This is a genomic window from Streptomyces sp. NPDC056128, from assembly GCF_042263835.1.
In the GTDB taxonomy this organism is placed as follows: domain Bacteria; phylum Actinomycetota; class Actinomycetes; order Streptomycetales; family Streptomycetaceae; genus Streptomyces.
Genome location: NZ_JBHJVQ010000033.1, coordinates 1 through 26,435 on the forward strand (window position 1 = coordinate 1; position 26,435 = coordinate 26,435).

28 protein-coding genes are annotated in these 26,435 nt (G+C 70.0%); 22 read left to right on the forward strand and 6 right to left on the reverse strand.

The window, feature by feature from the left end; translation table 11 throughout:
* The first annotated feature begins 260 nt into the window (after positions 1-260).
* From ACFC1X_RS34925 to ACFC1X_RS35015, 19 genes are all read left to right on the forward strand, one after another.
* Positions 261-1,946, forward strand: a complete 1,686-nt coding sequence (locus ACFC1X_RS34925) for a trypsin-like serine protease (RefSeq protein WP_376362111.1) — start codon at positions 261-263, stop codon at positions 1,944-1,946.
* 215 nt (positions 1,947-2,161) lie between these two features.
* Positions 2,162-3,307, forward strand: a complete 1,146-nt coding sequence (locus ACFC1X_RS34930) for an LCP family protein (RefSeq protein ID WP_376361918.1) — start codon at positions 2,162-2,164, stop codon at positions 3,305-3,307.
* Between the two features lie 136 nt (positions 3,308-3,443).
* Entirely contained in the window at positions 3,444-3,668 is a 225-nt protein-coding gene (gene rpmE, locus ACFC1X_RS34935) for a 50S ribosomal protein L31 (RefSeq protein WP_064729851.1), read from the forward strand.
* Positions 3,669-3,776: 108 nt separating this feature from the next.
* On the forward strand, positions 3,777-4,853 hold the full coding sequence (prfA, locus tag ACFC1X_RS34940; protein WP_376361921.1) for a peptide chain release factor 1: 1,077 nt from the start codon (positions 3,777-3,779) through the stop codon (positions 4,851-4,853).
* A gap of 50 nt (positions 4,854-4,903) precedes the next feature.
* The gene (gene prmC, locus ACFC1X_RS34945; protein WP_125493191.1) at positions 4,904-5,749 is read left to right on the forward strand and encodes a peptide chain release factor N(5)-glutamine methyltransferase; all 846 of its coding nucleotides are present in this window, start codon (positions 4,904-4,906) and stop codon (positions 5,747-5,749) included.
* Positions 5,750-5,799: 50 nt separating this feature from the next.
* Entirely contained in the window at positions 5,800-6,447 is a 648-nt protein-coding gene (locus tag ACFC1X_RS34950) for an L-threonylcarbamoyladenylate synthase (RefSeq protein WP_122616247.1), read from the forward strand.
* Complete coding sequence (locus ACFC1X_RS34955) at positions 6,444-7,124, forward strand: protein-tyrosine-phosphatase (protein WP_376361926.1); 681 nt, start codon at positions 6,444-6,446, stop codon at positions 7,122-7,124. The genes ACFC1X_RS34950 and ACFC1X_RS34955 overlap by 4 nt, the downstream gene beginning before the upstream one ends.
* Before the next feature lie 110 nt (positions 7,125-7,234).
* Positions 7,235-8,491, forward strand: coding sequence for a serine hydroxymethyltransferase (gene glyA / locus ACFC1X_RS34960; RefSeq protein WP_376361929.1), 1,257 nt, complete (start codon positions 7,235-7,237; stop codon positions 8,489-8,491).
* A gap of 130 nt (positions 8,492-8,621) precedes the next feature.
* Complete coding sequence (locus tag ACFC1X_RS34965; RefSeq protein ID WP_376361932.1) at positions 8,622-9,926, forward strand: MraY family glycosyltransferase; 1,305 nt, start codon at positions 8,622-8,624, stop codon at positions 9,924-9,926.
* A gap of 287 nt (positions 9,927-10,213) precedes the next feature.
* Positions 10,214-10,648, forward strand: coding sequence for a hypothetical protein (locus ACFC1X_RS34970; RefSeq protein ID WP_376361935.1), 435 nt, complete (start codon positions 10,214-10,216; stop codon positions 10,646-10,648).
* A 210-nt stretch (positions 10,649-10,858) separates the two neighbouring features.
* Positions 10,859-11,701, forward strand: coding sequence for a F0F1 ATP synthase subunit A (gene atpB, locus ACFC1X_RS34975; protein WP_376361938.1), 843 nt, complete (start codon positions 10,859-10,861; stop codon positions 11,699-11,701).
* 79 nt (positions 11,702-11,780) lie between these two features.
* Complete coding sequence (atpE, locus tag ACFC1X_RS34980) at positions 11,781-12,011, forward strand: ATP synthase F0 subunit C (RefSeq protein ID WP_009321656.1); 231 nt, start codon at positions 11,781-11,783, stop codon at positions 12,009-12,011.
* 40 nt (positions 12,012-12,051) lie between these two features.
* On the forward strand, positions 12,052-12,606 hold the full coding sequence (locus tag ACFC1X_RS34985) for a F0F1 ATP synthase subunit B (RefSeq protein WP_376361942.1): 555 nt from the start codon (positions 12,052-12,054) through the stop codon (positions 12,604-12,606).
* Positions 12,603-13,418 (forward strand): F0F1 ATP synthase subunit delta, encoded by an 816-nt coding sequence (locus ACFC1X_RS34990; RefSeq protein ID WP_376361945.1) that lies wholly within the window; start codon positions 12,603-12,605, stop codon positions 13,416-13,418. Before ACFC1X_RS34985 ends, ACFC1X_RS34990 begins: the two co-directional genes overlap by 4 nt.
* Positions 13,419-13,591: 173 nt before the next feature.
* Complete coding sequence (atpA, locus tag ACFC1X_RS34995) at positions 13,592-15,181, forward strand: F0F1 ATP synthase subunit alpha (RefSeq protein WP_376361948.1); 1,590 nt, start codon at positions 13,592-13,594, stop codon at positions 15,179-15,181.
* A 21-nt stretch (positions 15,182-15,202) separates the two neighbouring features.
* Positions 15,203-16,120, forward strand: coding sequence for a F0F1 ATP synthase subunit gamma (locus ACFC1X_RS35000; protein WP_376361951.1), 918 nt, complete (start codon positions 15,203-15,205; stop codon positions 16,118-16,120).
* Positions 16,120-17,568 (forward strand): F0F1 ATP synthase subunit beta, encoded by a 1,449-nt coding sequence (atpD, locus tag ACFC1X_RS35005; protein ID WP_376361954.1) that lies wholly within the window; start codon positions 16,120-16,122, stop codon positions 17,566-17,568. The genes ACFC1X_RS35000 and atpD overlap by 1 nt, the downstream gene beginning before the upstream one ends.
* A 130-nt stretch (positions 17,569-17,698) precedes the next feature.
* Positions 17,699-18,073: a F0F1 ATP synthase subunit epsilon gene (locus ACFC1X_RS35010; RefSeq protein ID WP_064729863.1), complete on the forward strand. Its 375-nt coding sequence runs from the start codon at positions 17,699-17,701 to the stop codon at positions 18,071-18,073.
* A 129-nt stretch (positions 18,074-18,202) separates the two neighbouring features.
* Positions 18,203-18,649 carry a DUF2550 domain-containing protein gene (locus tag ACFC1X_RS35015; RefSeq protein WP_376361958.1) on the forward strand — a complete coding sequence of 149 codons (447 nt, stop codon included), beginning with the start codon at positions 18,203-18,205 and terminating at the stop codon, positions 18,647-18,649.
* An 8-nt stretch (positions 18,650-18,657) separates the two neighbouring features.
* Here ACFC1X_RS35015 and ACFC1X_RS35020 read toward each other — a convergent pair whose 3' ends face one another.
* The 3 genes from ACFC1X_RS35020 to ACFC1X_RS35030 form a co-directional block, all read right to left on the reverse strand.
* Positions 18,658-20,484: a glycosyl hydrolase family 18 protein gene (locus tag ACFC1X_RS35020; protein ID WP_376361960.1), complete on the reverse strand. Its 1,827-nt coding sequence runs from the start codon at positions 20,482-20,484 to the stop codon at positions 18,658-18,660.
* A gap of 146 nt (positions 20,485-20,630) precedes the next feature.
* Positions 20,631-21,272: a response regulator gene (locus ACFC1X_RS35025; RefSeq protein ID WP_376361963.1), complete on the reverse strand. Its 642-nt coding sequence runs from the start codon at positions 21,270-21,272 to the stop codon at positions 20,631-20,633.
* Positions 21,269-22,465: a sensor histidine kinase gene (locus tag ACFC1X_RS35030; protein ID WP_376361965.1), complete on the reverse strand. Its 1,197-nt coding sequence runs from the start codon at positions 22,463-22,465 to the stop codon at positions 21,269-21,271. The genes ACFC1X_RS35025 and ACFC1X_RS35030 overlap by 4 nt, the downstream gene beginning before the upstream one ends.
* A gap of 152 nt (positions 22,466-22,617) precedes the next feature.
* On the opposite strand from ACFC1X_RS35030, the gene ACFC1X_RS35035 reads away from it, so the two are divergent.
* Positions 22,618-23,202: a hypothetical protein gene (locus ACFC1X_RS35035; RefSeq protein WP_376361968.1), complete on the forward strand. Its 585-nt coding sequence runs from the start codon at positions 22,618-22,620 to the stop codon at positions 23,200-23,202.
* Positions 23,199-23,384 (forward strand): DUF5708 family protein, encoded by a 186-nt coding sequence (locus tag ACFC1X_RS35040; RefSeq protein WP_376361970.1) that lies wholly within the window; start codon positions 23,199-23,201, stop codon positions 23,382-23,384. Before ACFC1X_RS35035 ends, ACFC1X_RS35040 begins: the two co-directional genes overlap by 4 nt.
* Before the next feature lie 91 nt (positions 23,385-23,475).
* On the opposite strand, the gene ACFC1X_RS35045 is transcribed toward ACFC1X_RS35040, so the two are convergent.
* The 3 genes from ACFC1X_RS35045 to ACFC1X_RS35055 are packed head-to-tail and all read right to left on the reverse strand — an operon-like array spanning position 23,476 to position 25,640.
* The gene (locus ACFC1X_RS35045; RefSeq protein ID WP_376361973.1) at positions 23,476-24,048 is read right to left on the reverse strand and encodes a cob(I)yrinic acid a,c-diamide adenosyltransferase; all 573 of its coding nucleotides are present in this window, start codon (positions 24,046-24,048) and stop codon (positions 23,476-23,478) included.
* Between the two features lie 13 nt (positions 24,049-24,061).
* The gene (locus ACFC1X_RS35050; protein ID WP_376361976.1) at positions 24,062-24,811 is read right to left on the reverse strand and encodes an ABC transporter permease; all 750 of its coding nucleotides are present in this window, start codon (positions 24,809-24,811) and stop codon (positions 24,062-24,064) included.
* 46 nt (positions 24,812-24,857) lie between these two features.
* A complete protein-coding gene (locus ACFC1X_RS35055; protein WP_376361979.1) occupies positions 24,858-25,640 on the reverse strand; it encodes an ABC transporter ATP-binding protein in 783 nt (260 codons plus the stop codon).
* A gap of 82 nt (positions 25,641-25,722) precedes the next feature.
* Between ACFC1X_RS35055 and ACFC1X_RS35060 the strand changes: the two genes are divergently transcribed.
* Positions 25,723-26,364: a TetR/AcrR family transcriptional regulator gene (locus ACFC1X_RS35060; protein ID WP_376361982.1), complete on the forward strand. Its 642-nt coding sequence runs from the start codon at positions 25,723-25,725 to the stop codon at positions 26,362-26,364.
* Positions 26,365-26,435 lie beyond the last annotated feature (71 nt).

Genomic DNA, 26,435 nt, shown 5'->3' on the forward strand with positions numbered 1-26,435 from the left:
CCCCGCGTCACACCGTGACGCGGGCGGCCCTGCGTTTCCTCTGGAACAGGTGTACGATCACGGCTTCTCGAGGGTGCGGCGTCCGGGGGGATCAGCCGGCGCCGTGACTGCTCGATTTCGCCTGTTTCTCATCTCCTGGGGGGACTTGAGTGAGCACATCCCTGTCCGCGTCCGACCGGCCCCGCCGCCGCAGACGCAGGACCAGCCTCGCCCTGCCCGCGCTCGCCACGGGCGTGGCCGCAGTGCTGGCCGCGGCGCTGATGACGTCGTCCGCCACGGCCGCACCCGCCCTGCCGGGCCCGGCCTTCGAGCCGGCCGCCAGAACGGTGCCGCAGGCCGAGCTGGAGCGGCGGGTCGCCGGCGCCGTCGCCGGTGACGACAAGGCCGGCCAGAGCACCGGCAAGGCCCAGCGCGGCGACACCACCGGTGCCGCCGCCATCGATCCGAAGATCATCGGCGGCACCGAGACCGGCATCTCGACCGCTCCCTGGATGGCGCAGCTCTGGTACTTCGACGACCGCGGCAACGGCGACGCGGCCGACGACATCGGCTTCTTCTGCGGCGGCACCGTCATCGCGCCGACGAAGATCCTCACCGCCGCGCACTGCGTCCAGGGCTACAACTGGAACGCCAACGGCGCCGTCGTCACCGGCACCGCTCAGCTGGCGACCAACGGTGACCTGCACGGCGGCACCGTCTCCGGTGTGTGGCGGCAGTGGAACCACCCGTCGTACAACGCGGTGACCATCGACAACGACATGGCGCTGCTGACCCTGCCGAACCCGGTCTCGGCCAAGCCGATCCCGATGACGACGGCCGACGACACGGCTTCCTACCGGGCCGGCACCAGCGCCAAGGTGTACGGCTGGGGTCGCACCAGCTCCGCCTCCGACGAGATCTCCGACGTGCTGAAGACGGCGACGCTGCCGATCCGGTCCGACGCCACCTGCGCCGCGGCCTGGGGGGCCGACTTCGTCAAGGGGCACATGGTCTGCGCGGGCGAGCCCGCGACCGGCTCGGACGAGGGAACCGTCACCGCCTGCAACGGTGACTCCGGTGGCCCCCTGGTCGTCGGCGGGCGCGTCGTGGGCGTCGTCTCCTGGGGTGTGGAGGACTGCGTCGCCCGAGGCGCCTACGGAGTCTTCGCCAAGGTCAGCACCTTTGCCGGCGTCACCTACCCACGGGTGGAGGACACCGACATCAGCGGTGACGGGCGCGCCGACCTGTGGCTGCGCCAGGCGTCCAGCAAGGTCGGCTACTCCCAGTTCTCGCGGGGCAACTCCTTCGCCGCCCGTGAGGCCTGGGGCGACTGGAGCGGCGTGAACCTGGTCGTGCAGACCGACCTCGACCGGGACGGCTACCAGGACCTGCTCAACCGGGGTCTGGGCGGCGAGCTGGTCTGGACGCACTACCAGCCGTCCACCCAGTCCTGGTCGCACCGGACCCTGGCGACCGGCTGGGGCAGCCGCAAGCAGATCCTCGTTCCGGGTGACCTGACCGGCGACACCCTGCCCGACCTGCTCTCCCTCGACTCGGCGAACACCCTGTGGCTCTACCCGGGCCGCGGCAACGGCTACTTCGCCGGACGCGTCCGGGTGACCGCCGGCCTGACCGCGTACAGCCAGCTGCGCGGCCACGGTGACTTCACCGGCGACGGCAAGGCGGACCTGCTCGGCCGTGCCTGGAACGGGGACCTCTACCTGTACCGGGGCACCGGGAAGGCCGCGGGCGCCTTCACCTCGCGTGTCAAGCTGCGCAGCTGGCCCGAGGTGAAGACCGTCGTCTCGCCCGGCGACGTGAACGGCGACGGGAAGGCCGACGTCCTGGCCATCACGAAGTACGGGAACATGTACCTGTACCGCGGCACCGGGAAGACCGGATCCGCGACCTTCGCCACAGCCGTGAAGGTCGGCGGCGGGTACGGCAACTACGACATCTTCGGCTGAAACCCCAGGTGACCGCCTGATTCACGGCTCCTCTCACTACGCTCTGTGTCCGAATCGCTACGAATCGGGCACAGAGCGTTGTGCAACCCTGTCCCGAGTTCCGCCGTCTCAGCTACGGGGGGACGATGGTGAGGTACCGGTGGAAAACCGCCGGGCCGACCGACCCCGACCCTGAGCGCAGGGGGTAGACCGACCGGACGAACACTGAGGAGCCCATGTCAGCCGAGAGCACGCCGGACCCCGCGATACCCGGCCCCGGAGAGTCCCGCGCCACCGGACCCGGCCGCCGGGGCAAGGGCCGCCGCCGCAAGCCCCGGGCCAGGCGGCGCAAGGCCCTGCTCGTCGCCGCCTGGAGCGCCGCGGGCATCGTGGTCCTGGGCGGCACCGGCGCCGGAGTCCTGTACTTCAAGCTGAACGGCAACCTCACGAGCGTCGACATCGACCAGGCACTCGGTGCCGACCGGCCCGAGAAGACCGACAACGGCTCCCAGAACATCCTGGTGCTCGGCTCGGACACCCGCTCCGGCGGCAACGACAAGCTCGGCGGCGGCACCGACGACGGCACCGCGCGCTCGGACACGGCGATGATCGTGCACGTCCACAAGGGCCACAAGAAGGCCAGCGTGGTCTCCATCCCACGCGACACCCTCATCGACCGCCCCGCGTGCACCGGCACCAACGGCGACGAGCAGCCCGCCGCCGACGGCGTCATGTTCAACTCCGCCTACTCCACCGGTGGCGCCGCCTGCGCCGTGAAGACCGTCGAATCGATCAGCGGCCTGCGCATGGACCACTACCTGGAGGTCGACTTCAGCGGCTTCCAGAACCTCATCGACGACCTCGGCGGCGTCGAGGTCACCACCACCGAGAGCATCAAGGACCCCGACAGCCACCTGGACCTCGCCGCCGGGACCCACACCCTCGACGGAGAGCAGGCGCTCGGCCTGGTCCGCACCCGGCACGGCGTCGGCGACGGCTCCGACCTCGGCCGCATCCAGCTCCAGCAGGCCTTCGTGAAGGCCCTGGTCGAGCAGGTCAAGGACGTCGGCGTGCTCGGCAACCCGAAGAAGCTGTACGACCTCGCCGACACCGCCACCAAGACCGTGACCACCGACTCCGAGCTGGGCTCGGTGAACTCCCTGATGTCCTTCGCGAGCGGCCTCAAGGGCATCAGCCCCGAGGGCATGAACATGGTCACCATGCCGGTGATCTACGACCCCGCGGACGCCAACCGGGTCCTGATGGAGAAGGACAAGGCCCAGCAGGTGTGGACGGCCCTGAAGAACGACCGGCCGATCCCCGCGAGCGCCACCGAGGGCACGGCCGCCGGCGGTGCCAAGGGCGTCGTGAACGCCTCGTGAACGCCTCGGAATAGATGAGGGCGGCCCCCGGTTTTGGGGAGTGACCCCAGTCCTGGCAGACTGGTACGTCGGCCCCGGTTCACGCTCCCGCACCCCGCGGCGGCGACCCGGTGCCCTCCCGAACCTAGGAGACACCTTGAAGCGCGACATCCACCCCGAGTACGTCGAGACGCAGGTCAGCTGCACCTGCGGCGCGTCGTTCACCACCCGCAGCACCATCGAGTCCGGCACCGTCCGCGCCGAGGTCTGCTCCGAGTGCCACCCGTTCTACACGGGCAAGCAGAAGATCCTCGACACCGGTGGCCGTGTGGCCCGCTTCGAGGCCCGCTTCGGCAAGGCTTCCGCCGGCTCCAAGAAGTAGCGAGCCCCCAACCGCCGGTCCACGGCCGCATCCCCCGCCCGGGGGAGCGCCGGGACCGGCGTTTTTGGTCGCCCGCCTTCCCCTTCCCCCGCAGTGCAGGAGCCCAAGATGTTCGAGGCCGTCGAGGAACTCGTCGCCGAGCACGCCGACCTGGAGACGAAGCTCGCCGATCCGTCGGTCCACGCCGACCAGGCCAACGCGCGCAAGCTGAACAAGCGTTACGCCGAGCTGACCCCGATCGTCGCCACGTTCCGCTCCTGGAAGCAGACGGGTGACGACATCGAGACCGCGCGCGAGCTGGCCGCCGACGACCCCGACTTCGCCGCCGAGGTCAAGGAGCTGGACAAGCAGCGCGAGGAGCTCACCGAGAAGCTCCGCCTCCTGCTCGTCCCGCGCGACCCCAGCGACGACAAGGACGTCATCCTGGAGGTCAAGGCCGGCGCGGGCGGCGACGAGTCGGCGCTCTTCGCCGGCGACCTGCTGCGCATGTACCTGCGCTACGCCGAGCGGGTCGGCTGGAAGACCGAGATCATCGACGCCACCGAGTCCGAGCTGGGCGGCTACAAGGACGTCCAGGTCGCCGTGAAGACCAAGGGCGGCCAGGGCGCCACCGAGCCCGGTCAGGGCGTCTGGGCGCGGCTGAAGTACGAGGGCGGCGTGCACCGCGTGCAGCGAGTGCCGGCCACCGAGTCGCAGGGCCGTATCCACACCTCCGCGGCCGGCGTGCTCGTCACGCCCGAGGCCGAGGAGATCGACGTCGAGATCAACCCCAACGACCTGCGCATCGACGTCTACCGGTCCTCCGGACCCGGCGGCCAGTCCGTCAACACCACCGACTCCGCCGTGCGCATCACGCACATCCCGACCGGGGTCGTCGCCTCCTGCCAGAACGAGAAGAGCCAGCTGCAGAACAAGGAGCAGGCGATGCGTATCCTGCGCTCCAGGCTGCTCGCGGCCGCGCAGGAGGAGGCGGAGAAGGAGGCGGCGGACGCCCGGCGCAGCCAGGTCCGCACCGTCGACCGCTCCGAGAAGATCCGCACGTACAACTTCCCGGAGAACCGCATCTCGGACCACCGCGTCGGCTTCAAGGCGTACAACCTGGACCAGGTCCTGGACGGCGACCTCGACTCGGTGATCCAGGCCTGCGTCGACGCGGACTCGGCCGCCAAGCTCGCCGCCGCCTAGCACCGCCGCACCACCCACACCGGACCACAGCTCAGCCCCGGAGGACCAGCGTGAACCTGCTGCTCATGGAGGTGGCCCAGGCCACCCAGCGGCTGGCCGACGCCGGCGTGCCGTCACCGCGCACCGACGCGGAGGAACTCGCCGCGTACCTGCACGGCGTCAAGCGGGGCGAGCTGCACACCGTGCCGGACGCGGAGTTCGACGCCCGCTACTGGGAGGTCGTCGCCCGCCGTGAGGCGCGCGAGCCGCTCCAGCACATCACCGGCCGCGCCTACTTCCGCTACCTGGAGCTCCAGGTCGGCCCCGGCGTCTTCGTGCCCCGCCCCGAGACCGAGTCCGTCGTCGGCTGGGCCATAGACGCGGTGCGCGCCATGGACGTCGTCGAACCCTGCATCGTCGACCTGTGCACCGGCTCCGGCGCCATCGCGCTCGCGCTCGCCCAGGAGGTGCCCCGTTCGCGCGTGTACGCCGTGGAGCTGTCCGAGGACGCGCTCAGGTGGACGCGCAAGAACATGGAGGGGTCCAGGGTCGAGCTGCGCCAGGGAGACGCCCTGGCGGCCTTCCCGGACCTCGACGGACAGGTCGACCTGGTCGTCTCCAACCCGCCGTACATCCCGCTCACCGAGTGGGAGTACGTCGCCCCCGAGGCCCGCGACCACGATCCGCAGATGGCCCTGTTCTCCGGCGAGGACGGCCTCGACCTGATCCGCGGCCTGGAACGCACCGCGCACCGCCTGCTGCGCCCCGGCGGCGTGGTCGTCGTCGAGCACGCCGACACCCAGGGCGGCCAGGTGCCGTGGATCTTCACCGAGGAGCGGGGCTGGGCCGACGCGGCCGACCACCCCGACCTCAACAACCGCCCGCGGTTCGCGACCGCCCGCAAGGCACTGCCGTGAGCACCGCCCCGACTTCCATCCCGCAGTACGTGTACGAGGAGGCCCGCTAAATGGCACGGCGATACGACACCAACGACGCGACCGACCGAGTGACCGGTCTGCGCGAGGCCGCGTCCGCCGTCCGCCGAGGCGAGCTCGTGGTGCTCCCGACCGACACGGTGTACGGCATCGGCGCCGACGCGTTCTCCGGAGAGGCCGTCGCCGACCTGCTGGACGCCAAGGGCCGCGGCCGCAACATGCCCACGCCCGTCCTCATCGGCTCCCCGAACACCCTGCACGGCCTGGTCACCGACTTCTCCGAGCTGGCCTGGGAGCTGGTCGACGCCTTCTGGCCGGGCGCGCTGACGCTGGTCGCCAAGCACCAGCCGTCGCTCCAGTGGGACCTCGGCGACACCCGCGGCACGGTCGCCGTGCGCATGCCGCTGCACCCCGTCGCCATCGAGCTGCTCACCGAGTTCGGCCCCATGGCCGTCTCCTCCGCCAACCTCACCGGCCACCCGGCGCCGGAGGACTGCGACGCCGCCCAGCAGATGCTCGGCGACTCCGTCTCCGTCTACCTCGACGGCGGCCCCACCCCCGGCAACGTCCCGTCGTCCATCGTCGACGTCACCCGCGAGGTGCCGGTGCTGCTGCGCGCGGGCGCGCTCTCCGCCGAGGAGCTGCGCAAGGTGGTACCCGACCTCGAGGTGGCGAATTGACGGCCCCTGGGACGGGGCGTGGCATAGGCAACGGGGAACGTGCCGCGGAGATCACGACAACGTTCGTCGGGCTTCCGCGCGACAGCTTCCGCATCCTCCACGTCAGCACCGGCAACGTCTGCCGCTCGCCCATCACCGAGCGGCTGACCCGGCATTTCGTGACGGAGCGGCTCGGCGTGCTGGGCGGCGGCCTCATCGTGGAGAGCGCGGGCACCTGGGGCCACGAGGGCGCGCCCATGGAGGCGAACGCGGAGACGGTCCTCGCGGACTTCGGCGCGGACGCGGCCGGGTTCACCGGGCGTGAGCTGCTCGACGAGCACGTGATCCGCGCGGACCTGGTGCTCACCGCCACGCGGGACCACCGGGCGCAGGTCATCTCCATGGGCCACTCGGCCGGACTGCGCACCTTCACCCTCAAGGAGTTCACCCGCCTGGTCAACGCCATCGACCCGGCGACGCTGCCGTCCCTGGACGAGGGTGTGGTCACCCGCGCACGCGCCCTGGTCCGCGCGGCGGCCGCTCTACGCGGGTGGCTCCTGGCGCCCACGGTGGAGGCGGACGAGGTGTACGACCCCTACGGCGCGCCGCTGCCCTTCTTCCGCTCGGTCGGCGACGAGATACACCAGGCACTGGACCCGGTGGTGACGGCGCTGACCGGGGTTCCCACGCGGGCGTGACGGGGGTCGCGGCGCGGGCGTAGGGCGTACGGCCCGCGACGCCGGGCGGCATCCGCCCCTCGGGCCTACATTGGTCGTACGTCACCGTCGACGCACGCCCGGAGCACACCATGTCGGTCACCCACGAGGTCCCCCTGGCCGAAGACAGCACGCTCGCGGGACTGGGCCGCCAGGACCCCGAACTGGCCGAGATCCTGGTCGCCGAGCGCCGCCGGCAGTCGACGACCCTCCAGCTGATCGCCGCCGAGAACTTCACGTCCCCCGCCGTGCTGGCCGCGCTCGGCTCCCCGCTGGCCAACAAGTACGCCGAGGGCTACCCGGGCGCCCGCCACCACGGCGGCTGCGAGATCGTCGACATGGCCGAGCGGCTCGCCGTGGAGCGCGCGCGGGACCTCTTCGGCGCCGAGCACGCCAACGTGCAGTCCCACTCCGGCTCCTCCGCCGTGCTGGCCGCCTACGCCGCCCTGCTGCGCCCCGGCGACACCGTCCTCGCCCTCGGCCTGCCGTACGGCGGCCACCTCACGCACGGTTCGCCCGCCAACTTCTCCGGCCGCTGGTTCGACTTCGTCGGCTACGGGGTGGACGCGGAGACCGGGCTCGTCGACCACGACCAGGTACGCACCCTGGCCCGGGCGCGCCGGCCCAAGGCGATCGTGTGCGGTTCGATCGCCTACCCCCGCCACCTCGACTACGCCTTCTTCCGCGAGGTGGCCGACGAGGTGGGTGCCTACCTCATCGCGGACGCCGCCCACCCGATCGGACTCGTCGCCGGGGGAGTGGCGCCCAGCCCGGTGCCGTACGCCGACATCGTGTGCGCCACCACACACAAGGTGCTGCGCGGTCCGCGCGGCGGCATGGTGCTGTGCGGGAGCGAACTGGCGGAGCGGGTGGACCGGGCCGTGTTCCCCTTCACACAGGGCGGCGCGCAGATGCACACCATCGCCGCCAAGGCGGTCGCCTTCGGGGAGGCGGCGACCCCGGCCTTCGCGGCCTACGCCCATCAGGTGATCGCCAACGCCCGGGTCCTCGCCGCCCACCTGGCCGCCGAGGGCCTGGTCGTCACCACCGGCGGCACCGACACCCACCTGCTCACCGCCGACCCGGCCCCGCTCGGCGTCGACGGCAGGACCGCGCGGGGTCTGCTGGCGGCGGCCGGGATCGTGCTGGACTGCTGCGCGCTGCCGCACGCGGACCTCCGCGGACTGCGCCTGGGCACGGCGGCCGTCACCACGCAGGGCATGGGGGAGCGGGAGATGCGGGCGGTCGCGACGCTGCTCGCGGGGGTGCTCCGCGGCGACACCGACCCGGCCGCCGCCCGGGACGACGTGCGCGCCCTGGTCACGGAATTCCCGCCGTATCCGGACTGAGGTGGGGTGGACGTACGCACGTGCACAGCCACTCGTGCAACCATCGTCGATACCCGGAAGTCCTCAACCGTATGCGTGCATCGCTAGGGTGTGGGGCTGAGGATGGCCAGCGAGACCTGTGGGGAAGCCCGTGCGTGAATACCTGCTGACGCTCTGCATCACGGCCGCGGTGACGTATCTGCTGACAGGGCCGGTACGGAAGTTCGCGATCGTGGCAGGGGCGATGCCGGAGATCCGGGCACGTGACGTGCACCGGGAACCCACTCCGCGGCTCGGCGGGATCGCCATGTTCTTCGGACTGTGCGCGGGCCTGCTCGTCGCCGACCACCTCACCAACCTCAGTGAGGTCTTCGAGAAGTCCAACGAACCGCGCGCCCTGCTCTCCGGCGCCGCCCTGATCTGGCTGATCGGCGTCCTGGACGACAAGTTCGAGATCGACGCCCTGATCAAGCTGGGCGGGCAGATGATCGCCGCCGGTGTGATGGTGGTGCAGGGTCTGACCATCCTGTGGATTCCGCTGCCCGGCGTCGGCACGGTGGCGCTCACCCAGTGGCAGGGCACCCTGCTGACGGTGGCGCTGGTGGTCATCACCATCAACGCGGTCAACTTCGTGGACGGCCTCGACGGCCTCGCGGCGGGCATGGTGTGCATCGCGGCGGCGGCGTTCTTCATGTACGCCTACCGGATCTGGTACTCGTACGGCATCGAGGCCGCGGCGCCCGCCTCGCTCTTCGCGGCCATCCTCATGGGCATGTGCCTGGGTTTCCTCCCGCACAACATGCATCCCGCCCGGATCTTCATGGGCGACTCGGGCTCGATGCTGATCGGGCTGGTGCTGGCGGCCGGCGCGATTTCCGTCACCGGGCAGGTCGACCCCGACCTGATGAACCTGTTCTCCGGGTCCGAGCGCAACTCGGTCCACCAGATGGTGCCGGTCTACATCCCGCTGGTGATGCCGCTGACCATCATCGCCGTCCCGGCCGCCGACCTGATCCTGGCGATCGTCCGGCGGACCTGGCGCGGCCAGTCGCCGTTCGCGGCGGACCGCGGGCACCTGCACCACCGGCTGCTGGAGATCGGGCACTCGCACAGCCGCGCGGTGCTGATCATGTACTTCTTCTCGGCGCTGATCGCCTTCGGGGCGCTCGCCTACTCGGTGAACGCCGCGTCCATGTGGATCGTGCTGGGTGTGGTCTTCCTCAGCGCGATCGGGCTGGTCCTGCTCCTGCTGCCGCGCTTCACACCGCGCGCCCCGCGCTGGGCGGAGCGGTTCGTGCCGCCCCGCTACCGGCGCCGGGGGGTCGGCGCGGAGGCGGAGGCCGAGGAGGAGGCGGTGGTCGCGGACGAGGCCGCCGAGGAGCGGGTGCCGGTCGCCGCGGGTGTCTCGGGCGTCAACGGGGCCACCGCCATCGGACCCCGTTCGCGCACAAGGTAAGAATCTGACTAGAGCATTGCCAAGTCGTGGTGGAGCGAATCGCCCCATTACCAGACAAGTGGGTGCAGTGATTGCACATACGCGCACTGTCACTCTCATGTGTGACAGCAAGCACACCCACAGGTAAAGACCTCATCAAATAGTTTGTGATACGGTTCACGAGAACCCCCGGGTAGAGCCTAAGGACCGTAGTGCGACGGTCTCTTGGGCGTGAGGACTCCGTTCGGCCCGGGACTACGCTCGTCCATGACGACACCCTGCCCCCTGTGAAAAGCGGAGTTGCCGCCATGCCGTCCAATGACGTCCGGACCTTGCTTCAGGCTGCCGTGCCCACGGCTGCCGTCGGCGCAGTAGCCGCCGTCGTCAGCGCCGTGGCCGCCGGCGGCAAGGGCGCGGTCGGAGCCGTGGTGGGAACGGTGGTGGTGATCCTCTTCATGGGGCTGGGCCTCTACATCCTGCAGCGCACCGCCAAATCGCTTCCGCACCTCTTCCAGGCGATGGGCTTGATGCTCTACGCGGCGCAGATTCTTCTGCTGTTCATCTTCGTCGCCGCGTTCAAGAACACGACGCTGTTCAATCCCCGGGCCTTCGCGCTCACCCTGGTCGCCGGCACCCTCGCCTGGATCGCCGCCCAGACGCGTGCCCACATGAAGGCCAAGATCCTCTACGTCGAGCCCGAGTCCTCGGGGGACAAGCCCGAGAAGACGGGCCACTCGTCGTGAGGGGTAGGGCCGGGATAAAGAGGCATGTGAAGTCCTGCTATCGTCCGGTGCCAACTGCGGCATCGCGGGCGCGGGCATCCGAGCTGACGCCTGCTCAATCGCGAGGCGAGATGCCCCACAGCCGCCCCCACATCCGTAACACCAGTCCCGTGCCGAACTGCGGCCCCGCGCCGCGCCGACACAACGAGGTTGCCGTACCCATGCGCCACGATGAAGGAGCCCGCGGTGAGTGCTGACCCGACACAGGTGCTCGCCTTCGACACCAACTGTCACATCTTCGACGGCTGTGGCTTCGCCGAGGTCTCCCCGGGCCTGCACTCGTTCCTGTTCCAGCCCCTTCTGGGCGATGGGGACAGCAACCTGTACTTCAACAAGACGATGCTGCTGGCGCTGCTCGGCTCGATCATCATCGTCGGCTTCTTCTGGGCCGCCTTCCGCAAGCCGCAGGTGGTCCCGGGCAAGCTCCAGATGGTGGCCGAGGCCGGCTACGACTTCATCCGGCGCGGTGTCGTCTACGAGACCATCGGCAAGAAGGAGGGCGAGAAGTACGTCCCCCTCGTGGTCTCGCTGTTCTTCTTCGTATGGATGATGAACCTCTGGTCGATCATTCCGGTCGCCCAGTTCCCGGTCACCTCGATCATCGCCTACCCGATGGTCCTGGCCCTGGTCGTCTACGTCCTGTGGGTCTCGCTCACCTTCAAGCGGCAGGGCTTCGTCGGCTTCTGGAAGAACGTCACCGGCTACGACAAGTCGCTCGGCGCGGTGCTGCCGCTGGCCATGCTGATCGAGCTTTTCTCGAACCTGCTGATCCGGCCGTTCACCCACGCCGTGCGACTGTTCGCGAACATGTTCGCCGGGCACACGCTGCTGCTCCTGTTCACGATCGCCAGCTGGTACCTGCTGAACGGTGTCGGCATCGCCTACGCGGGCGTCTCGTTCGTGATGGTCATCGTGATGACCGCCTTCGAGCTGTTCATCCAGGCCCTGCAGGCTTACGTGTTCGTCCTGCTCACGTGCACCTACATTCAGGGCGCGCTGGCCGAGCACCACTGAGCCGGCACCCAACCCGCCCTCCACCAAGTCGTCCGGTGGCCAACCCCCACCGGTCCGTAAAGGAAAAGGAAGAACTGGCATGTCCCAGACCCTTGCTGCCGTCGAAGGTTCCCTCGGTTCCATCGGTTACGGTCTCGCCGCCATCGGCCCCGGCGTCGGCGTCGGCATCATCTTCGGTAACGGCACCCAGGCCCTGGCCCGTCAGCCCGAGGCCGCCGGCCTGATCCGTGCCAACCAGATCCTCGGCTTCGCCTTCTGTGAGGCGCTGGCCCTGATCGGTCTGGTCATGCCGTTCGTCTACGGCTACTGATCGCTGACACAGACCAGCCGACTAGACGAAAGGCACCCACATGAGCCAGCTGCTCACGATCGCGGCATCGGAGGGCGAGAACCCTCTCGTTCCGCCGATCCCCGAGCTTGTCATCGGCCTGATCGCCTTCGTCATCGTCTTCGGCTTCCTCGCCAAGAAGCTGCTCCCGAACATCAACAAGGTTCTGGAAGAGCGTCGCGAGGCCATCGAGGGCGGTATCGAGAAGGCCGAGGCCGCACAGACCGAGGCCCAGAGCGTCCTTGAGCAGTACAAGGCCCAGCTCGCCGAGGCCCGGCACGAGGCCGCGCGCCTGCGCCAGGAGGCGCAGGAGCAGGGCGCCACGCTCATCGCCGAGATGCGCGCGGAAGGCCAGCGGCAGCGTGAGGAGATCATCGCCGCCGGTCACGCCCAGATCCAGGCCGACCGCAAGGCCGCCGCGTCCGCGCTGCGCCAGGACGTCGGCAAGCTGGCCACCGACCTGGCCGGCAAGCTCGTCGGCGAGTCCCTTGAGGACCACGCCCGTCAGAGCCGCGTCATCGACCGCTTCCTCGACGAGCTGGACGACAAGGCGACGAAGGCAGAGGCAACCCGATGAACGGAGCGAGCCGCGAGGCCCTGGCTGCCGCACGTGAGCGTCTCGACGCGCTGACGGACTCCACGTCCGTGGACGCCGGCTCGCTCGCCGACGAGCTGGCCGCCGTCACCGCGCTGCTCCACCGCGAGGTGTCACTGCGTCGGGTCCTGACCGACCCGGCGCAGGCCGGCGAGGCCAAGGCCGAACTCGCCCAGCGTCTCTTCGGCAGCCAGGTCAGCGGTACCACCGCCGACCTGGTGGCCGGTATGGTGCGCTCCCGCTGGTCGCAGTCGCGCGACCTGGTGGACGCGCTGGAGGAGCTGGCGAGCACCGCCGACCTCACCGCCGCGCAGAAGGCGGGCCGGCTCGACAACGTGGAGGACGAGCTGTTCCGGTTCGGCCGGATCGTCTCCTCGAACACCGAGCTGCGCGCCGCGCTGACCAACCGCTCGGCCACCACCTCGGCCAAGGGCGAGCTGCTGCGCAGCCTGCTCGGCGGGCGGGCGGACGTGACCACCGAGCGTCTGGTGACGCGCCTTGTCACCGCACCGCGGGGACGTAGCCTGGAGTCGGGACTCGAGTCCCTGTCCAAGCTCGCCGCCGACCGGCGTGACCGGATGGTCGCCGTCGTCACCTCGGCGGTGCCGCTGAGTGACACGCAGAAGCGGCGCCTCGGCGCGGCCCTGGCGAAGGTCTACGGCCGTCCGATGCACCTGAACCTCGACGTCGACCCCGAGGTCGTCGGCGGGATCCGGGTGCAGGTCGGTGACGAGGTCATCAACGGCTCCATCGCGGACCGCCTCGAGGACGCCGGCCGCCGACTGGCGAGCTAGCGGCGGCGCCGGTCCACCGTGGCCGACGGCACACAGCAGAACAAGCAGTACGTACTTACGACGGCCCTGGTTGGGCCGTGCAGAGGATTCACCTCTTTTTGGGGGGAGTCCCCGACTCGTGGAATACCCCCCAAGTGAAACTTCGGGCCCAACAAGGAGAGCAGGGAACTCAGATGGCGGAGCTCACGATCCGGCCGGAGGAGATCCGGGACGCACTGGAGAACTTCGTCCAGTCGTACAAGCCGGACGCGGCCTCGCGCGAGGAGGTCGGTACGGTCACCCTTGCCGGCGACGGCATCGCGAAGGTCGAGGGCCTTCCCTCGGCCATGGCCAACGAACTGCTGAAGTTCGAGGACGGCACCCTCGGCCTCGCCCTCAACCTCGAGGAGCGCGAGATCGGTTGCGTCATCCTCGGTGAGTTCAGCGGTATCGAGGAGGGCCAGCCGGTCACCCGCACCGGCGAGGTCCTGTCGGTCGCCGTGGGCGAGGGCTACCTCGGCCGCGTGGTCGACCCCCTCGGCGCCCCGATCGACGGCCTCGGCGAGATCGAGACCGAGGGCCGCCGCGCCCTCGAACTGCAGGCCCCCACGGTCATGCAGCGCAAGTCGGTGCACGAGCCGATGGAGACGGGCTACAAGGCCGTCGACGCCATGACCCCGATCGGCCGCGGTCAGCGCCAGCTGATCATCGGCGACCGGCAGACCGGCAAGACCGCCCTGGCCGTCGACACGATCATCAACCAGCGTGACAACTGGCGCACGGGCGACCCGAACAAGCAGGTCCGCTGCATCTACGTCGCCATCGGCCAGAAGGGCTCCACCATCGCGTCGGTCCGCCGCGCGCTGGAGGAGAACGGCGCGCTGGAGTACACGACCATCGTGGCCGCCCCGGCGTCCGACCCGGCCGGCTTCAAGTACCTGGCGCCGTACACCGGCTCGGCCATCGGCCAGCAGTGGATGTACGAGGGCAAGCACGTCCTGATCATCTTCGACGACCTGTCGAAGCAGGCCGACGCCTACCGCGCCGTGTCGCTGCTGCTGCGCCGCCCGCCGGGCCGCGAGGCCTACCCCGGTGACGTCTTCTACCTGCACTCCCGTCTGCTGGAGCGCTGCGCCAAGCTCTCCGACGCCGAGGGCGCCGGTTCGATGACCGGTCTGCCGATCGTCGAGACCAAGGCCAACGACGTGTCGGCGTTCATCCCGACCAACGTCATCTCCATCACCGACGGCCAGTGCTTCCTGGAGTCCGACCTGTTCAACGCCGGTCAGCGTCCGGCCCTGAACGTCGGTATCTCGGTCTCCCGCGTCGGTGGCTCCGCCCAGCACAAGGCCATGAAGCAGGTCTCCGGCCGGCTCCGCGTCGACCTCGCCCAGTTCCGCGAGCTGGAGGCGTTCGCCGCCTTCGGTTCCGACCTGGACGCCGCGTCGAAGTCGCAGCTGGAGCGCGGTCAGCGCATGGTCGAGCTGCTGAAGCAGGACCAGTACCAGCCGATGGCCACCGAGGACCAGGTCGTCTCCGTCTGGGCCGGCACCACCGGCAAGATGGACGAGGTGCCCGTCGCCGACATCAGCCGCTTCGAGAAGGAGCTGCTGGAGTACCTGCACCGCCAGGAGCAGGGCCTCATGACCTCCATCAAGGAGGGCGGCAAGATGTCCGACGACACCCTGCAGGCCATCGCCGAGGCGATCACGTCGTTCAAGAAGCAGTTCGAGACCTCGGACGGCAGGCTGCTCGGCGAGGACGCCCCGTCCGCCGCCAAGTGACGTAAGGAAGGGACCTGACTCATGGGAGCCCAGCTCCGGGTCTACAAGCGTCGCATCCGATCCGTCACCGCGACCAAGAAGATCACCAAGGCGATGGAGATGATCGCCGCCTCGCGCGTCGTCAAGGCGCAGCGCAAGGTGGCGGCCTCCACGCCGTACGCGCAGGAACTCACCCGCGCGGTCACGGCGGTCGGTACCGGGTCGAACACGAAGCACCCGCTCACCACGGAGGCGGAGAACCCGACCCGTGCCGCGGTCCTGCTCCTCACGAGCGACCGCGGTCTGGCCGGCGCCTTCAACTCCAACGCCATCAAGGCGGCGGAGCGGCTCACCGAGCGCCTCGAGCGCGAGGGCAGGGAGGTCGACACGTTCATCGTCGGCCGCCGCGGTCTGGCCCACTACAACTTCCGTGAGCGCAAGGTCGCGGAGTCGTTCTCGGGCTTCACCGACGAGCCCTCGTACGCGGACGCCAAGAAGGTCGCGGCGCCGCTGATCGAGGCCATCGAGAAGGAGACGGCGGAGGGCGGCGTGGACGAGCTCCACATCGTCTACACCGAGTTCGTCTCGATGATGACGCAGACGGCGGCCGACTCCCGGCTGCTGCCGCTCAGCCTCGAAGAGGTCGCGCAGGAGTCCAAGGCGAAGGACGAGATCCTTCCGCTGTACGACTTCGAGCCGTCCGCGGAGGACGTCCTCGACGCCCTGCTGCCCCGCTACGTGGAGAGCCGCATCTACAACGCGCTGCTCCAGTCGGCCGCCTCCAAGCACGCCGCCACGCGGCGCGCGATGAAGTCGGCCACCGACAACGCGGGTGAGCTGATCAACACGCTCTCCCGTCTTGCCAACGCGGCCCGCCAGGCCGAAATCACCCAGGAAATCAGCGAGATCGTCGGTGGCGCCAGCGCCCTGGCCGACGCGACCGCGGGGAGTGACAACTAATGACCACCACTGTTGAGCCGACCGCTGCGTCGGGCGTGGCCTCCGGCCGCGTCGCGCGCGTCATCGGCCCGGTCGTCGACGTGGAGTTCCCCGTCGACGCGATGCCGGAGATCTACAACGCGCTGCACGTCGAGGTCGCCGACCCGGCCCAGGAGGGTGAGCTCAAGACCCTGACCCTGGAGGTCGCCCAGCACCTGGGTGACGGCCTGGTCCGCACCATCTCGATGCAGCCCACCGACGGTCTGGTCCGCCAGGCCCCGGTGACCGACACGGGTTCGGCCATCTCCGTCCCCGTCGGCGACTTCACCAAGGGCAAGGTGTTCAATACCCTCGGTGAGGTGCTGAACGTCGACGAGCAGTACACGGGTGAGCGCTGGCCGATCCACCGCAAGGCGCCCAACTTCGACGAGCTCGAGTCGAAGACCGAGATGTTCGAGACCGGCGTCAAGGTCATCGACCTGCTGACCCCGTACGTCAAGGGCGGCAAGATCGGCCTGTTCGGCGGCGCCGGCGTGGGCAAGACGGTGCTCATCCAGGAGATGATCTACCGCGTCGCCAACAACCACGACGGTGTCTCCGTGTTCGCCGGTGTCGGTGAGCGCACCCGTGAGGGCAACGACCTCATCGACGAGATGAGCGAGTCCGGCGTCATCGACAAGACCGCGCTTGTCTTCGGTCAGATGGACGAGCCGCCGGGCACCCGTCTGCGCGTCGCGCTGGCCGGCCTGACCATGGCCGAGTACTTCCGTGACGTCCAGAAGCAGGACGTGCTGTTCTTCATCGACAACATCTTCCGCTTCACCCAGGCGGGTTCCGAGGTGTCGACCCTGCTCGGCCGCATGCCCTCCGCGGTGGGCTACCAGCCGAACCTGGCCGACGAGATGGGTCTCCTCCAGGAGCGCATCACCTCGACCCGTGGTCACTCGATCACCTCGATGCAGGCGATCTACGTCCCCGCGGACGACCTGACCGACCCGGCCCCGGCCACCACCTTCGCCCACCTCGACGCGACGACGGTGCTCTCCCGTCCGATCTCCGAGAAGGGCATCTACCCGGCCGTGGACCCGCTGGACTCGACGTCCCGCATCCTCGACCCGCGGTACATCGCGGCGGACCACTACCAGGCCGCGATGCGCGTGAAGAACATCCTGCAGAAGTACAAGGACCTGCAGGACATCATCGCGATCCTCGGTATCGACGAGCTCGGCGAGGAGGACAAGCTGGTCGTCCAGCGTGCCCGCCGCGTGGAGCGCTTCCTGTCCCAGAACACCCACGTCGCCAAGCAGTTCACCGGCGTGGACGGTTCGGACGTGCCGCTGGACGAGTCGATCACCGCGTTCAACGCGATCTGCGACGGCGAGTACGACCACTTCCCGGAGCAGGCGTTCTTCATGTGCGGTGGCATCGAGGACCTGAAGAAGAACGCCAAGGAGCTCGGCGTCTCCTGAGCCTCGCGCTCGTGGTGAGCCCCACGGCTCACACCGGAGGGGGCGGGCGCGTCCCGCCCCCTCCGTCACGCCCCTTAGACTTGTAACCAACACCCGGCTCTCCCGCCGGGTGGTGACCCGAGGAGCCACCTTGGCTGCTGATCTGCACGTCGCGCTGGTCGCGGCCGACCGAGAGGTCTGGTCCGGCGAGGCCACCCTGGTCGTCGCGCGCACCACGTCCGGCGACATCGGCGTCATGCCCGGTCACCAGCCGCTGCTCGGTGTGCTGGAGTCGGGCCCGGTGACCATTCGTACGAGTGACGGTGGGACGGTCGTCGCCGCGGTGCACGGCGGTTTCATCTCGTTCGCCGACAACAAGCTGTCCCTGCTGGCCGAGATCGCCGAGCTGTCGGACGAGATCGACGTCCAGCGTGCGGAGCGGGAGCTCGAGCGCGCGAAGGCGGAGGGCGACGCCCACGCCGAGCGTCGCGCGGACGTCCGACTGCGCGCGGCGGCGGGGCGCTGATCGACGGCGCTGTGCTATGACGTGACTCAGCCGCGGCTGGGACCGGAGCAATCCGGACCCGGCCGCGGCTGAGGCAGATCCGGGTGTTTTTTCCGTTCCGTTACCTAGGAGACGAGGAGGTCGGTGTCGATGGTCCTCGCTCTGACTGTGTGCGGAAGTGTCGTCGCCCTGGTGGTGATCGGGCTCTTCGTCTTCGGTCTGCGCCGCCGGCTGATCCAGCGTTCGGGCGGCACGTTCGACTGCTCCCTGCGCTGGGACGCCCCCAAGGAGGGTGACACCGGCGGCAAGGGCTGGTCCTACGGCGTCGCCCGCTACAACGGCGACCGGGTCGAGTGGTACCGCGTCTTCTCGTACTCCCCGCGCCCCCGCCGCGTACTGGAACGCTCCGCGATCGAGGTGGCCGGCCGCCGGGTGCCCGACGGCGAGGAGGAGCTGGCGTTGCTCTCCGACGCCGTGGTCCTGGCCTGTCTGCACCGGGGCACACGGCTCGAACTGGCGATGAGCGAAGACGCGCTGACCGGATTCCTCGCGTGGCTGGAAGCAGCCCCGCCCGGTCAGCGCGTCAACGTCGCTTAGAGGGCCCGTTACTTCAGACCGCTGTCGATGGCGGTCACCAGCTCGCCGTTCGCGGTGTCGCCGCTGAACTCCCAGAAGAAGGCCCCGCCGAGCTTCTGCTGCTCGGCCCAGTCCATCTTCGACTTGACGGTGGCCGGGGTGTCGTAGGACCACCAGTTGCTGCCGCAGTGGGCGTACGCGGTGCCGGCGACGGTGCCGGTGGCCGGGCAGCTGTTCTTGAGGACCTTGTAGTCCTCGATGCCCGCCTCGTACGTGCCGGTCGCCGGGCCGGTCGCCGTGCCGCCGGGCGCGGACTGGGTGACGCCGGTCCAGCCGCGGCCGTAGAAGCCGATGCCGAGGAGCAGCTTGTCGGACGGCACGCCCTTCGCCTTGAACTTCGCGATCGCCTCGGCGGAGTTGAAGCCCTGCTGCGGGATGCCGGGGTACGAGGTCAGCGGCGAGTGCGGGGCGGTCGGCCCGTTCTTCGCCCAGGCGCCGAAGAAGTCGTACGTCATCACGTTGTACCAGTCGATGTACGGCGCGGCGGCCCCGTAGTCGGCGGCCTCGATCTTGCCGCCGTCGGAGGCGTCGGCGGTGACGGCCGCGGTGACCAGGTAGTCCTGGCCGAACTCGGAGCGCATGGCCTTCATCATGCTGCTGAAGGCGTTCGGGCCGCTGGTGGTGTCACAGCTCAGTCCGCAGGCGTTCGGGTACTCCCAGTCCAGGTCGATGCCGTCGAAGACGTCGGCCCAGCGCGGGTCCTCGACCAGGTCGTGGCAGGACTTCGCGAAGGCGGCCGGGTTCTTCACGGCGTCGGGGAAGCCGCCGGACCAGGTCCAGCCGCCGAAGGACCACAGCACCTTGATGTGCGGGTACTGCGCCTTCAGCTTGCGCAGCTGGTTGAAGTTGCCGCGCAGGGGCTGGTCCCAGGTGTCGGCCTTGCCGTCGACGGACTGGTCGGCGGTGTAGGCCTTGTCGTAGTCGGCGTAGGCGTCACCGATGGTGCACTTGCCGCCCTGCACGTTGCCGAAGGCGTAGTTGATGTGCGTGATCTTCTGGGCGGAGCCGGAGGTGACCAGGTTCTTCACGTGGTAGTTGCGCCCGTAGACGCCCCAGTTGGTGAAGTACCCCAGCTTGACCTCGGCGCCGGGGTCCGGCTCGCCGCCTCCGCCGCCGGTCGTGCGGACGGCGACCGCGCCGCTGACCGGGCCGGTCTGGTCGGCGGTGTCGCGGGCCTGGACCGTGTACGAGTAGTCCGTGCCCTTGGTCAGGCCGGTGTTGGTGTAGGTGGTGCCGGTGACGGTGGCGACCTTGGCGCCGTCGCGCAGGACGTCGTAGTTCTTGACGCCCTTGTCGTCGGTCGCCGCCGACCAGGACAGCTTCACCGAGGTGTCGGTGACGTCCGAGGCGGTGGGGGTGCCGGGCGCGGAGGGGGCGGCGTCACCGGGGACGGAGCCGCCGTCGCAGCTGCCGCCGTTGAGCTTGCAGTTGGAGGGGGAGCCCGGACCGCTGCCGTTGAAGCCGAAGGAGACCGAGGCGCCGGGGGCGAGCGTCCCGTTCCAGTTGACGTTCTTGGCGGTCCAGTGGTCGCCGGAGTTGGTGACCGTGGCGTCCCAGGCGGAGGTGACCTTGGTGCCGGAGGGGAAGTCCCACTCGACGGTCCAGGAGCTGAGGGTCGTGGTCCCGGTGTTCTTCACCGTCCAGTTGCCGCCGAACCCCGTGCCCCAGTCCGAGGTCTTGTTGAACGTGGCCGTGGCACTCGTCGCGGCCTGGGCCGGACTCGCCAGGCCGACCAGTCCGGCCAGCGGGAGTGACAGACACGCGACGAGGGCCGCGACTCTGTGTCTGAAGCGCATGCTGCGCCTCCTTATGTGAGGTTGTGTTGTGGCCATGACTGAGCCTCATGTCCACAGTGCCGCGAGAATAGAAAGGTCTGGACCTTAGGTCAATAGGTCTGGACCAGTGCTGCTTGCCGCGGTCGAAACCGGAACCGGAGCGGGAACTAGATCCCCAACTCCTGTGCGAGCACCGCGGCTTGCACCCGGCTGCGCAGCGACAGCTTCCCCAGTAGGCGGCTGACGTGCGTCTTCACCGTGGCCTCCGCCATGTCGAGACGCTCGGCGATCGCGGCGTTGGACAGGCCCTCGCCGAGGCAGGACAGCACCTCGCGCTCCCGCCGGGTCAGCTCCCGCAGCACCGCCGGGTCGGCGGCCGGATCCCGCACCGGCTTCGCGGCGAACTCCGCGATCAGGCGCCGGGTGACGGCCGGGGCGACGATGCCCTCGCCGCCCGCCACCGTGCGCACGGCCGCGAGCAGGTCCTTGGCCTCCGTGTTCTTCAGCAGGAACCCGGCGGCTCCCGCCCGCAGCGCCCCGAAGACGTACTCGTCCAGGTCGAAGGTGGTCAGCACCAGCACGTCGGCAAGCCCCTCGCCGACCACGAGCGCGGTCGCCGACACACCGTCCATGCGGGGCATCTGAACGTCCATCAGCACCAGGTCGGGACGGAGCTCCCGGGCCAGCGCCACCGCCCGCTCGCCGTCCGCGGCCTCCCCGACGACCTCGATGTCCGGTGCGCTGCCGAGGATCAGCACCAGTCCCGCGCGGACGGCGGACTGGTCCTCGGCGACGACGACGCGGATCATGCCAGGTCTCCTTCGGTCAGGGGCAGCACGGCGCACACCGCCCAGATCTTGCCGTCCGGCGAGCCGGGGTCCGCCACCGCCCCGGCCTCGAAGCTGCCGCGCAGCAGCGCCGCCCGCTCCCGCATGCCGACCAGACCGGCGCCGGAACCGGGTGCGCGGGGGGTGTCCCGGCCGCCGTAGGGGCTGGTCACGCGCACCCGCAGGGCCGTCTCGTCGCGGGTGAGCCGGACCAGGACCGTCCCCGGCGAGCCGTGCTTGAGGGCGTTGGTCAGCGACTCCTGCACGATCCGGTACGCGGCCAGCTCGACCGGCGCGGGCAGGTTCTCGCCGGGGGCCGCGTCCAGCGTGACGTCGAGGCCGTTGGCGCGGGCGCCGTCGACGAGCGCGCCGAGTCCGTCGAGGGTGGGGGCGGCGGCCGGCTCGGTGTCCCCGCCGTCGTCCCGCAGGATGCCGATCAGGCGGCGCATCTCGGCCAGCCCCTCCACGCTGTTCTCGCGGATCACGCCGAGCGCCTGCCGGGTGGTGGCCGGGTCGTCCAGGGAGAGCGCGGCGGTGGAGTGGATGGCGATCGCGGAGAGGTGGTTGGCGACCATGTCGTGCAGCTCGCGGGCCATCCGGGAGCGTTCCGCGGTCACCGCCTGGACCCGGTCCATCTCGGCCAGCAGCGCGGTCTGCTCGGCCCGCAGCAGGGCGGCGTCGGCGGCCTCGCGGTGGTTGCGCACGATCAGTCCGGTGGAGGCGGGGGCGAAGGACACGATCCCGACGGCGACCCCGATCAGCAGCGCCTCGGGCTGGCGCCACAGGGCGAACGGCACGATGGTCCCGGCCACCGTGAGCAGCCCGGTGATCCAGGGGATGCGGCGGGCCGAGGCGGGCGGGCCGTAGAGCACGGCGGCGTACATCACGTCGGTGTACATGATCACCGTGACCAGGCTGCCCTGGGTGAGCGTGTCCCCGATCAGCGCGGCGGTGCCGATCAGCAGGCCGGTGCGGGGAGCGGACCGGCGCAGCAGTTCGCAGGCCGCCATGACCGCGAGCGGGACCAGCAGCGGCCACTTGCCGTCGAACAGCACGACCGGCTCGTCGGCCGGGCGCACGCCCAGCCCGATCCCCCACAGCAGCAGGCCGCCGAGCAGTCCGGCCGCGGCGACGTAGCAGTCGAAGCGGCGCGGGCGGGGGAGTCGTACGGCCATGTCCCCATCCAACACGGCCCGGGGCCCGCCCGCCTGATGCCGGGGAAGGGTCCCGCACTGCATCTTTCGATGTACCGGAGGTTCGTCACCGGCGACGACGATCCCGGGCGTGCGGCACGGGAGCCTGGAAGGGCGATCGAGAGGAGCGAACCGTGATCGTCACCCTGATCATCGTCTGCGAGATCGGCTTCTGGGTGCTGCTGGCGGCCGGGCTGTCCGTCCGCTATCTGCTGCGGATGCCGCGCACGGGCTTGGCGCTGCTGCTGTGCGAGCCGCTGCTGGAGGTCGTGCTGCTGGTGGTCACCGCGCTGGACCTGAAGAACGGCGCCGACCCGAGCTGGAAGCACGGTCTCGCGGCGCTGTACATCGGCTACACCGTCGGTCACGGCCACCGCACCGTGAAGTGGCTCGACGGCCACGCCGCCCACCGGATCGGCGGCGCCCCGAAGCCGGCCGGACCGCCGCGCTACGGCTTGGCCCGCGCCCGGCACGAGGGCAAGGTGTGGCTCGGCACGCTGCTCGCCGCCGCGGTGGCGACCGGGCTGCTCCAGATCGCCATGTGGTACGTCGACGACCCGAGCCGCACCACGTCCCTGGAGAGCTGGCAGTACACCGCCTGGCGCGCGGCCGGCATCCACGGCCTGATCGCCCTCACCTACACGATCTGGCCGAAGAAGGCACCGGCCGGGACGCTGCATGCCACCTCCGAGCGCGAGAAGGAAGGGGCGGGCCGATGAGTCGCCTGCCGGAGCGGAATGTGTGGGAGGGCGGCGCCACCCTGGTGGTCGGCCTCGCCCTTCTGCTGTTCGCCGGAGACGTGGAGGTCCCCGTCGTGGACCTGACGAAGGTCGGCGTCGTGATGATGTGCGTGGGCGGCGCGCAGACGCTGTGGGGCCTGTTCCGTTCGGCGCGCCGCTGACGCGCCCCGAAGGGGCGCGGGGAACTGCGCGACCAGCCACGACGGCGCCGCAGACGAACGACGGCACCGCCCCCCACACCCAGCGGAGCGCTCAGCGCTCCCCGCCCGGCACCCACAGCACGTCCCCGACCTCCTTGTTCGCCGCGCGGGCCAGGATGAACAGGAGGTCGGACAGGCGGTTGAGGTAGGTCGCGGTCAGCGGGTTCATCGTCTCGCCGTGGGCCTCGAGCGCCGCCCAGGTCGAGCGCTCGGCCCGCCGGACCACCGTGCACGCCTGGTGCAGCAGCGCCGCGCCGGGCGTGCCGCCGGGCAGGATGAAGGAGCGGAGCTTCTCCACCTCGGCCAGGAAGCGGTCGCAGTCCGCCTCCAGCTTGTCGACGTAGAACTGCTCGACCCTGAGCGGCGGGAACTCCGGGTTCTCCACCACCGGCGTCGACAGGTCCGCGCCCACGTCGAACAGGTCGTTCTGGACCCGGACGAGGACCTTGACGACGTCCTCCGGCAGACCGCCCAGGGCGATCGCCGTGCCGATCACCGCGTTCGCCTCGTTGGCGTCGGCGTACGCGGAGATCCTCAGGTCGGTCTTGGGGACCCGGCTCATGTCACCGAGGGCGGTGGTGCCCTGGTCGCCGGTCCGGGTGTAGATGCGCGTCAGGTTGACCATGAGGCCAGCCTAGTTACGCACCGGCGGTACGGAACACGCGTGTGCCCACCGTCACGGCCAGTGCGGTGAACGCGAGCGCCACCAGCGTGCCGTACAGCATGTGTGCCGTCGCGTAGCTGCCGACGTAGGCGTCCCGCACCGCGTCCACCAGATAGCGGAACGGCATCAGGTGCGACAGCACGTCCAGCCACGCCGGTCCCAGGGTCATCGGCAGCATCAGGCCGGACAGCAGCATCGACGGCATCGTCAGCGCGTTGACGGCGGGCCCGAACTCCTGCGGCGTGCGGACCTTCATCGCCAGCGCGTACGACAGCGACGCCAGCGACACCGTGAGCAGGGCGACGAACGCGAAGCCGATCAGCACCCCGGCCAGCGGCGCCCGCAGGCCCATCACCACGGCCGCCAGCACCAGCAGCACCGCCTGGAAGGCGAAGACCGTGGCGTCCCGCAGCACCCGGCCGAGCAGCAGCGCCAGTCGGCTGACCGGCGTGACGCGCATGCGTTCGACCACGCCCTGGCCGTTCTCGATGATGACCGAGAAGCCGGCGAAGGAGGCGCCGAACAGCCCGAGCTGGAGCAGCAGGCCCGGCACCAGCACCTGCCAGGAGCTGCCCCGCCCGCCGAGCGGCAGATCGGTCAGCAGCGGGCCGAAGAAGAGCAGGTACAGCAGCGGCATCAGCACGCCGAACAGCAGCGCGAAGCGGGAGCGCAGGGACTGGCGCAGATAGCGGCCGTAGATGAGCGCGGTGTCGTGGAACAGCATCGGGTCAGCCTCGGATCTCGGGGTGTGGTACGCCTGCTTCGGCGTTCTATACGGCCACGGGCGCGGCGTCGGCCGGCGCGGCGCTGCGGCCGGTGATGGCGAGGAAGGTGTCCTGGAGCGGGGCGTCGATCGAGCCGCCGTACTCCAGCTTCAGCGCGGTCGGCGTGCCCTCGGCGACCACCACTCCGCCGTCCACGACGACCAGCCGGTCGGAGAGCGCGTCGGCTTCGTCGAGGTAGTGGGTGGTGAGGAAGACCGTCGTGCCCTGCTCGTCGCGCAGCCGCCGCACCAGGTCCCACAGGTCGGCGCGGCTGCCCGGGTCGAGGCCGGTGGTCGGTTCGTCCAGGAAGAGGACCTTCGGGCGGTGCGTGAGCGCCATCGCGATGTCCAGCCGCCGCCGCTGACCGCCGGAGAGCGCGCCGCACTTGCGGTCGAGCAGCGCGGTGAGGTCCAGGTCGCGGGCGAGTTCGTCCGCGCGCTCCTCGGCCCGCGCCCGGGGCAGCCGGTACAGGCGGCCCTGGGTGACCAGCTCCTCCCGCACGGTGATCTGCGTGTCCACCCCGCCCGACTGCGCCACGTACCCGCAGGCCCCGCGGACCCCCGCGGGGTCGGTCGCCAGGTCGTGGCCGGCGACGGTGGCCGCGCCGCCGGTGGGGGCGAGCAGCGTCGTGAGCATCCGCAGGGTGGTGGTCTTGCCGGCGCCGTTGGGGCCCAGGAAGCCGAGGATCTCGCCCGCGCGGACGGTCAGGTCGATGCCGCGCACGGCCTCGACCGGGCCGCGCCTGGTCGTGAAGGTCCGGGCCAGGCCGGCCGTACTGATGATTGCCATGCGTCCCAGAAAAACAGAGGCACTTAAATTTTGCAACGTCCCCAATTTTCTACCGGCACCAGCGAAGCCTAGGATGGGGGGCATGGCCGAGGGACTCAGGGAACGGAAGAAGCGGCAGACCCGGCAGTACCTCTCGGATGTCGCCACAGGGCTGTTCCTGGAGCGCGGCTTCGAGGCGGTGACGGTCGCCGAGGTCGCGGAGGCCGCGAACGTCTCCGTGAACACCGTCTACAACTACTTTCCGGCCAAGGAGGACCTGTTCCTCGACCGCTCCAAGGGGGTCGTCGACCGGCTGTCGCGCTGGGTGCGCGGACGGGGCGACGGCGAGTCCGCCGCGTACGCCGTCCTGCGCGAGCTGCGCGACGAGGTCGAGTCGGTCTCCCCGCGCGTGGGCCTGATGGACGGATACGCCGGATTCATGAAGGTCGTGCACGAGTCGCCCGCCCTGCGGTCCAGGATGTGGGCCATCGGCCAGGAGGTCCTGGTCAATCTGGAGGGGACCCTCAGGGAGGAGACCGGCGCCGCGGCCGACGATCCGCTGCCCTCCCTGATGGCCGGTCAGATCAACTGGCTGCACGGCACCGTGATGATGGGAATCGGCCAGCGCATGGTCGCCGGGGGCAAACCGGCCCAGGTCTCCCGCGAGATACTCCTGCTGCTGGACGAGATGGAGGAGCTGTTGAGCGAGAAGGTGCTCAACTACGCCGTACGGGGCGCGGAGTGACACCCGAATGACACACGCCGGTGTGATGTCCGTCATGTGAGACGTGACGCGCGTTACTAACCGGTCACACA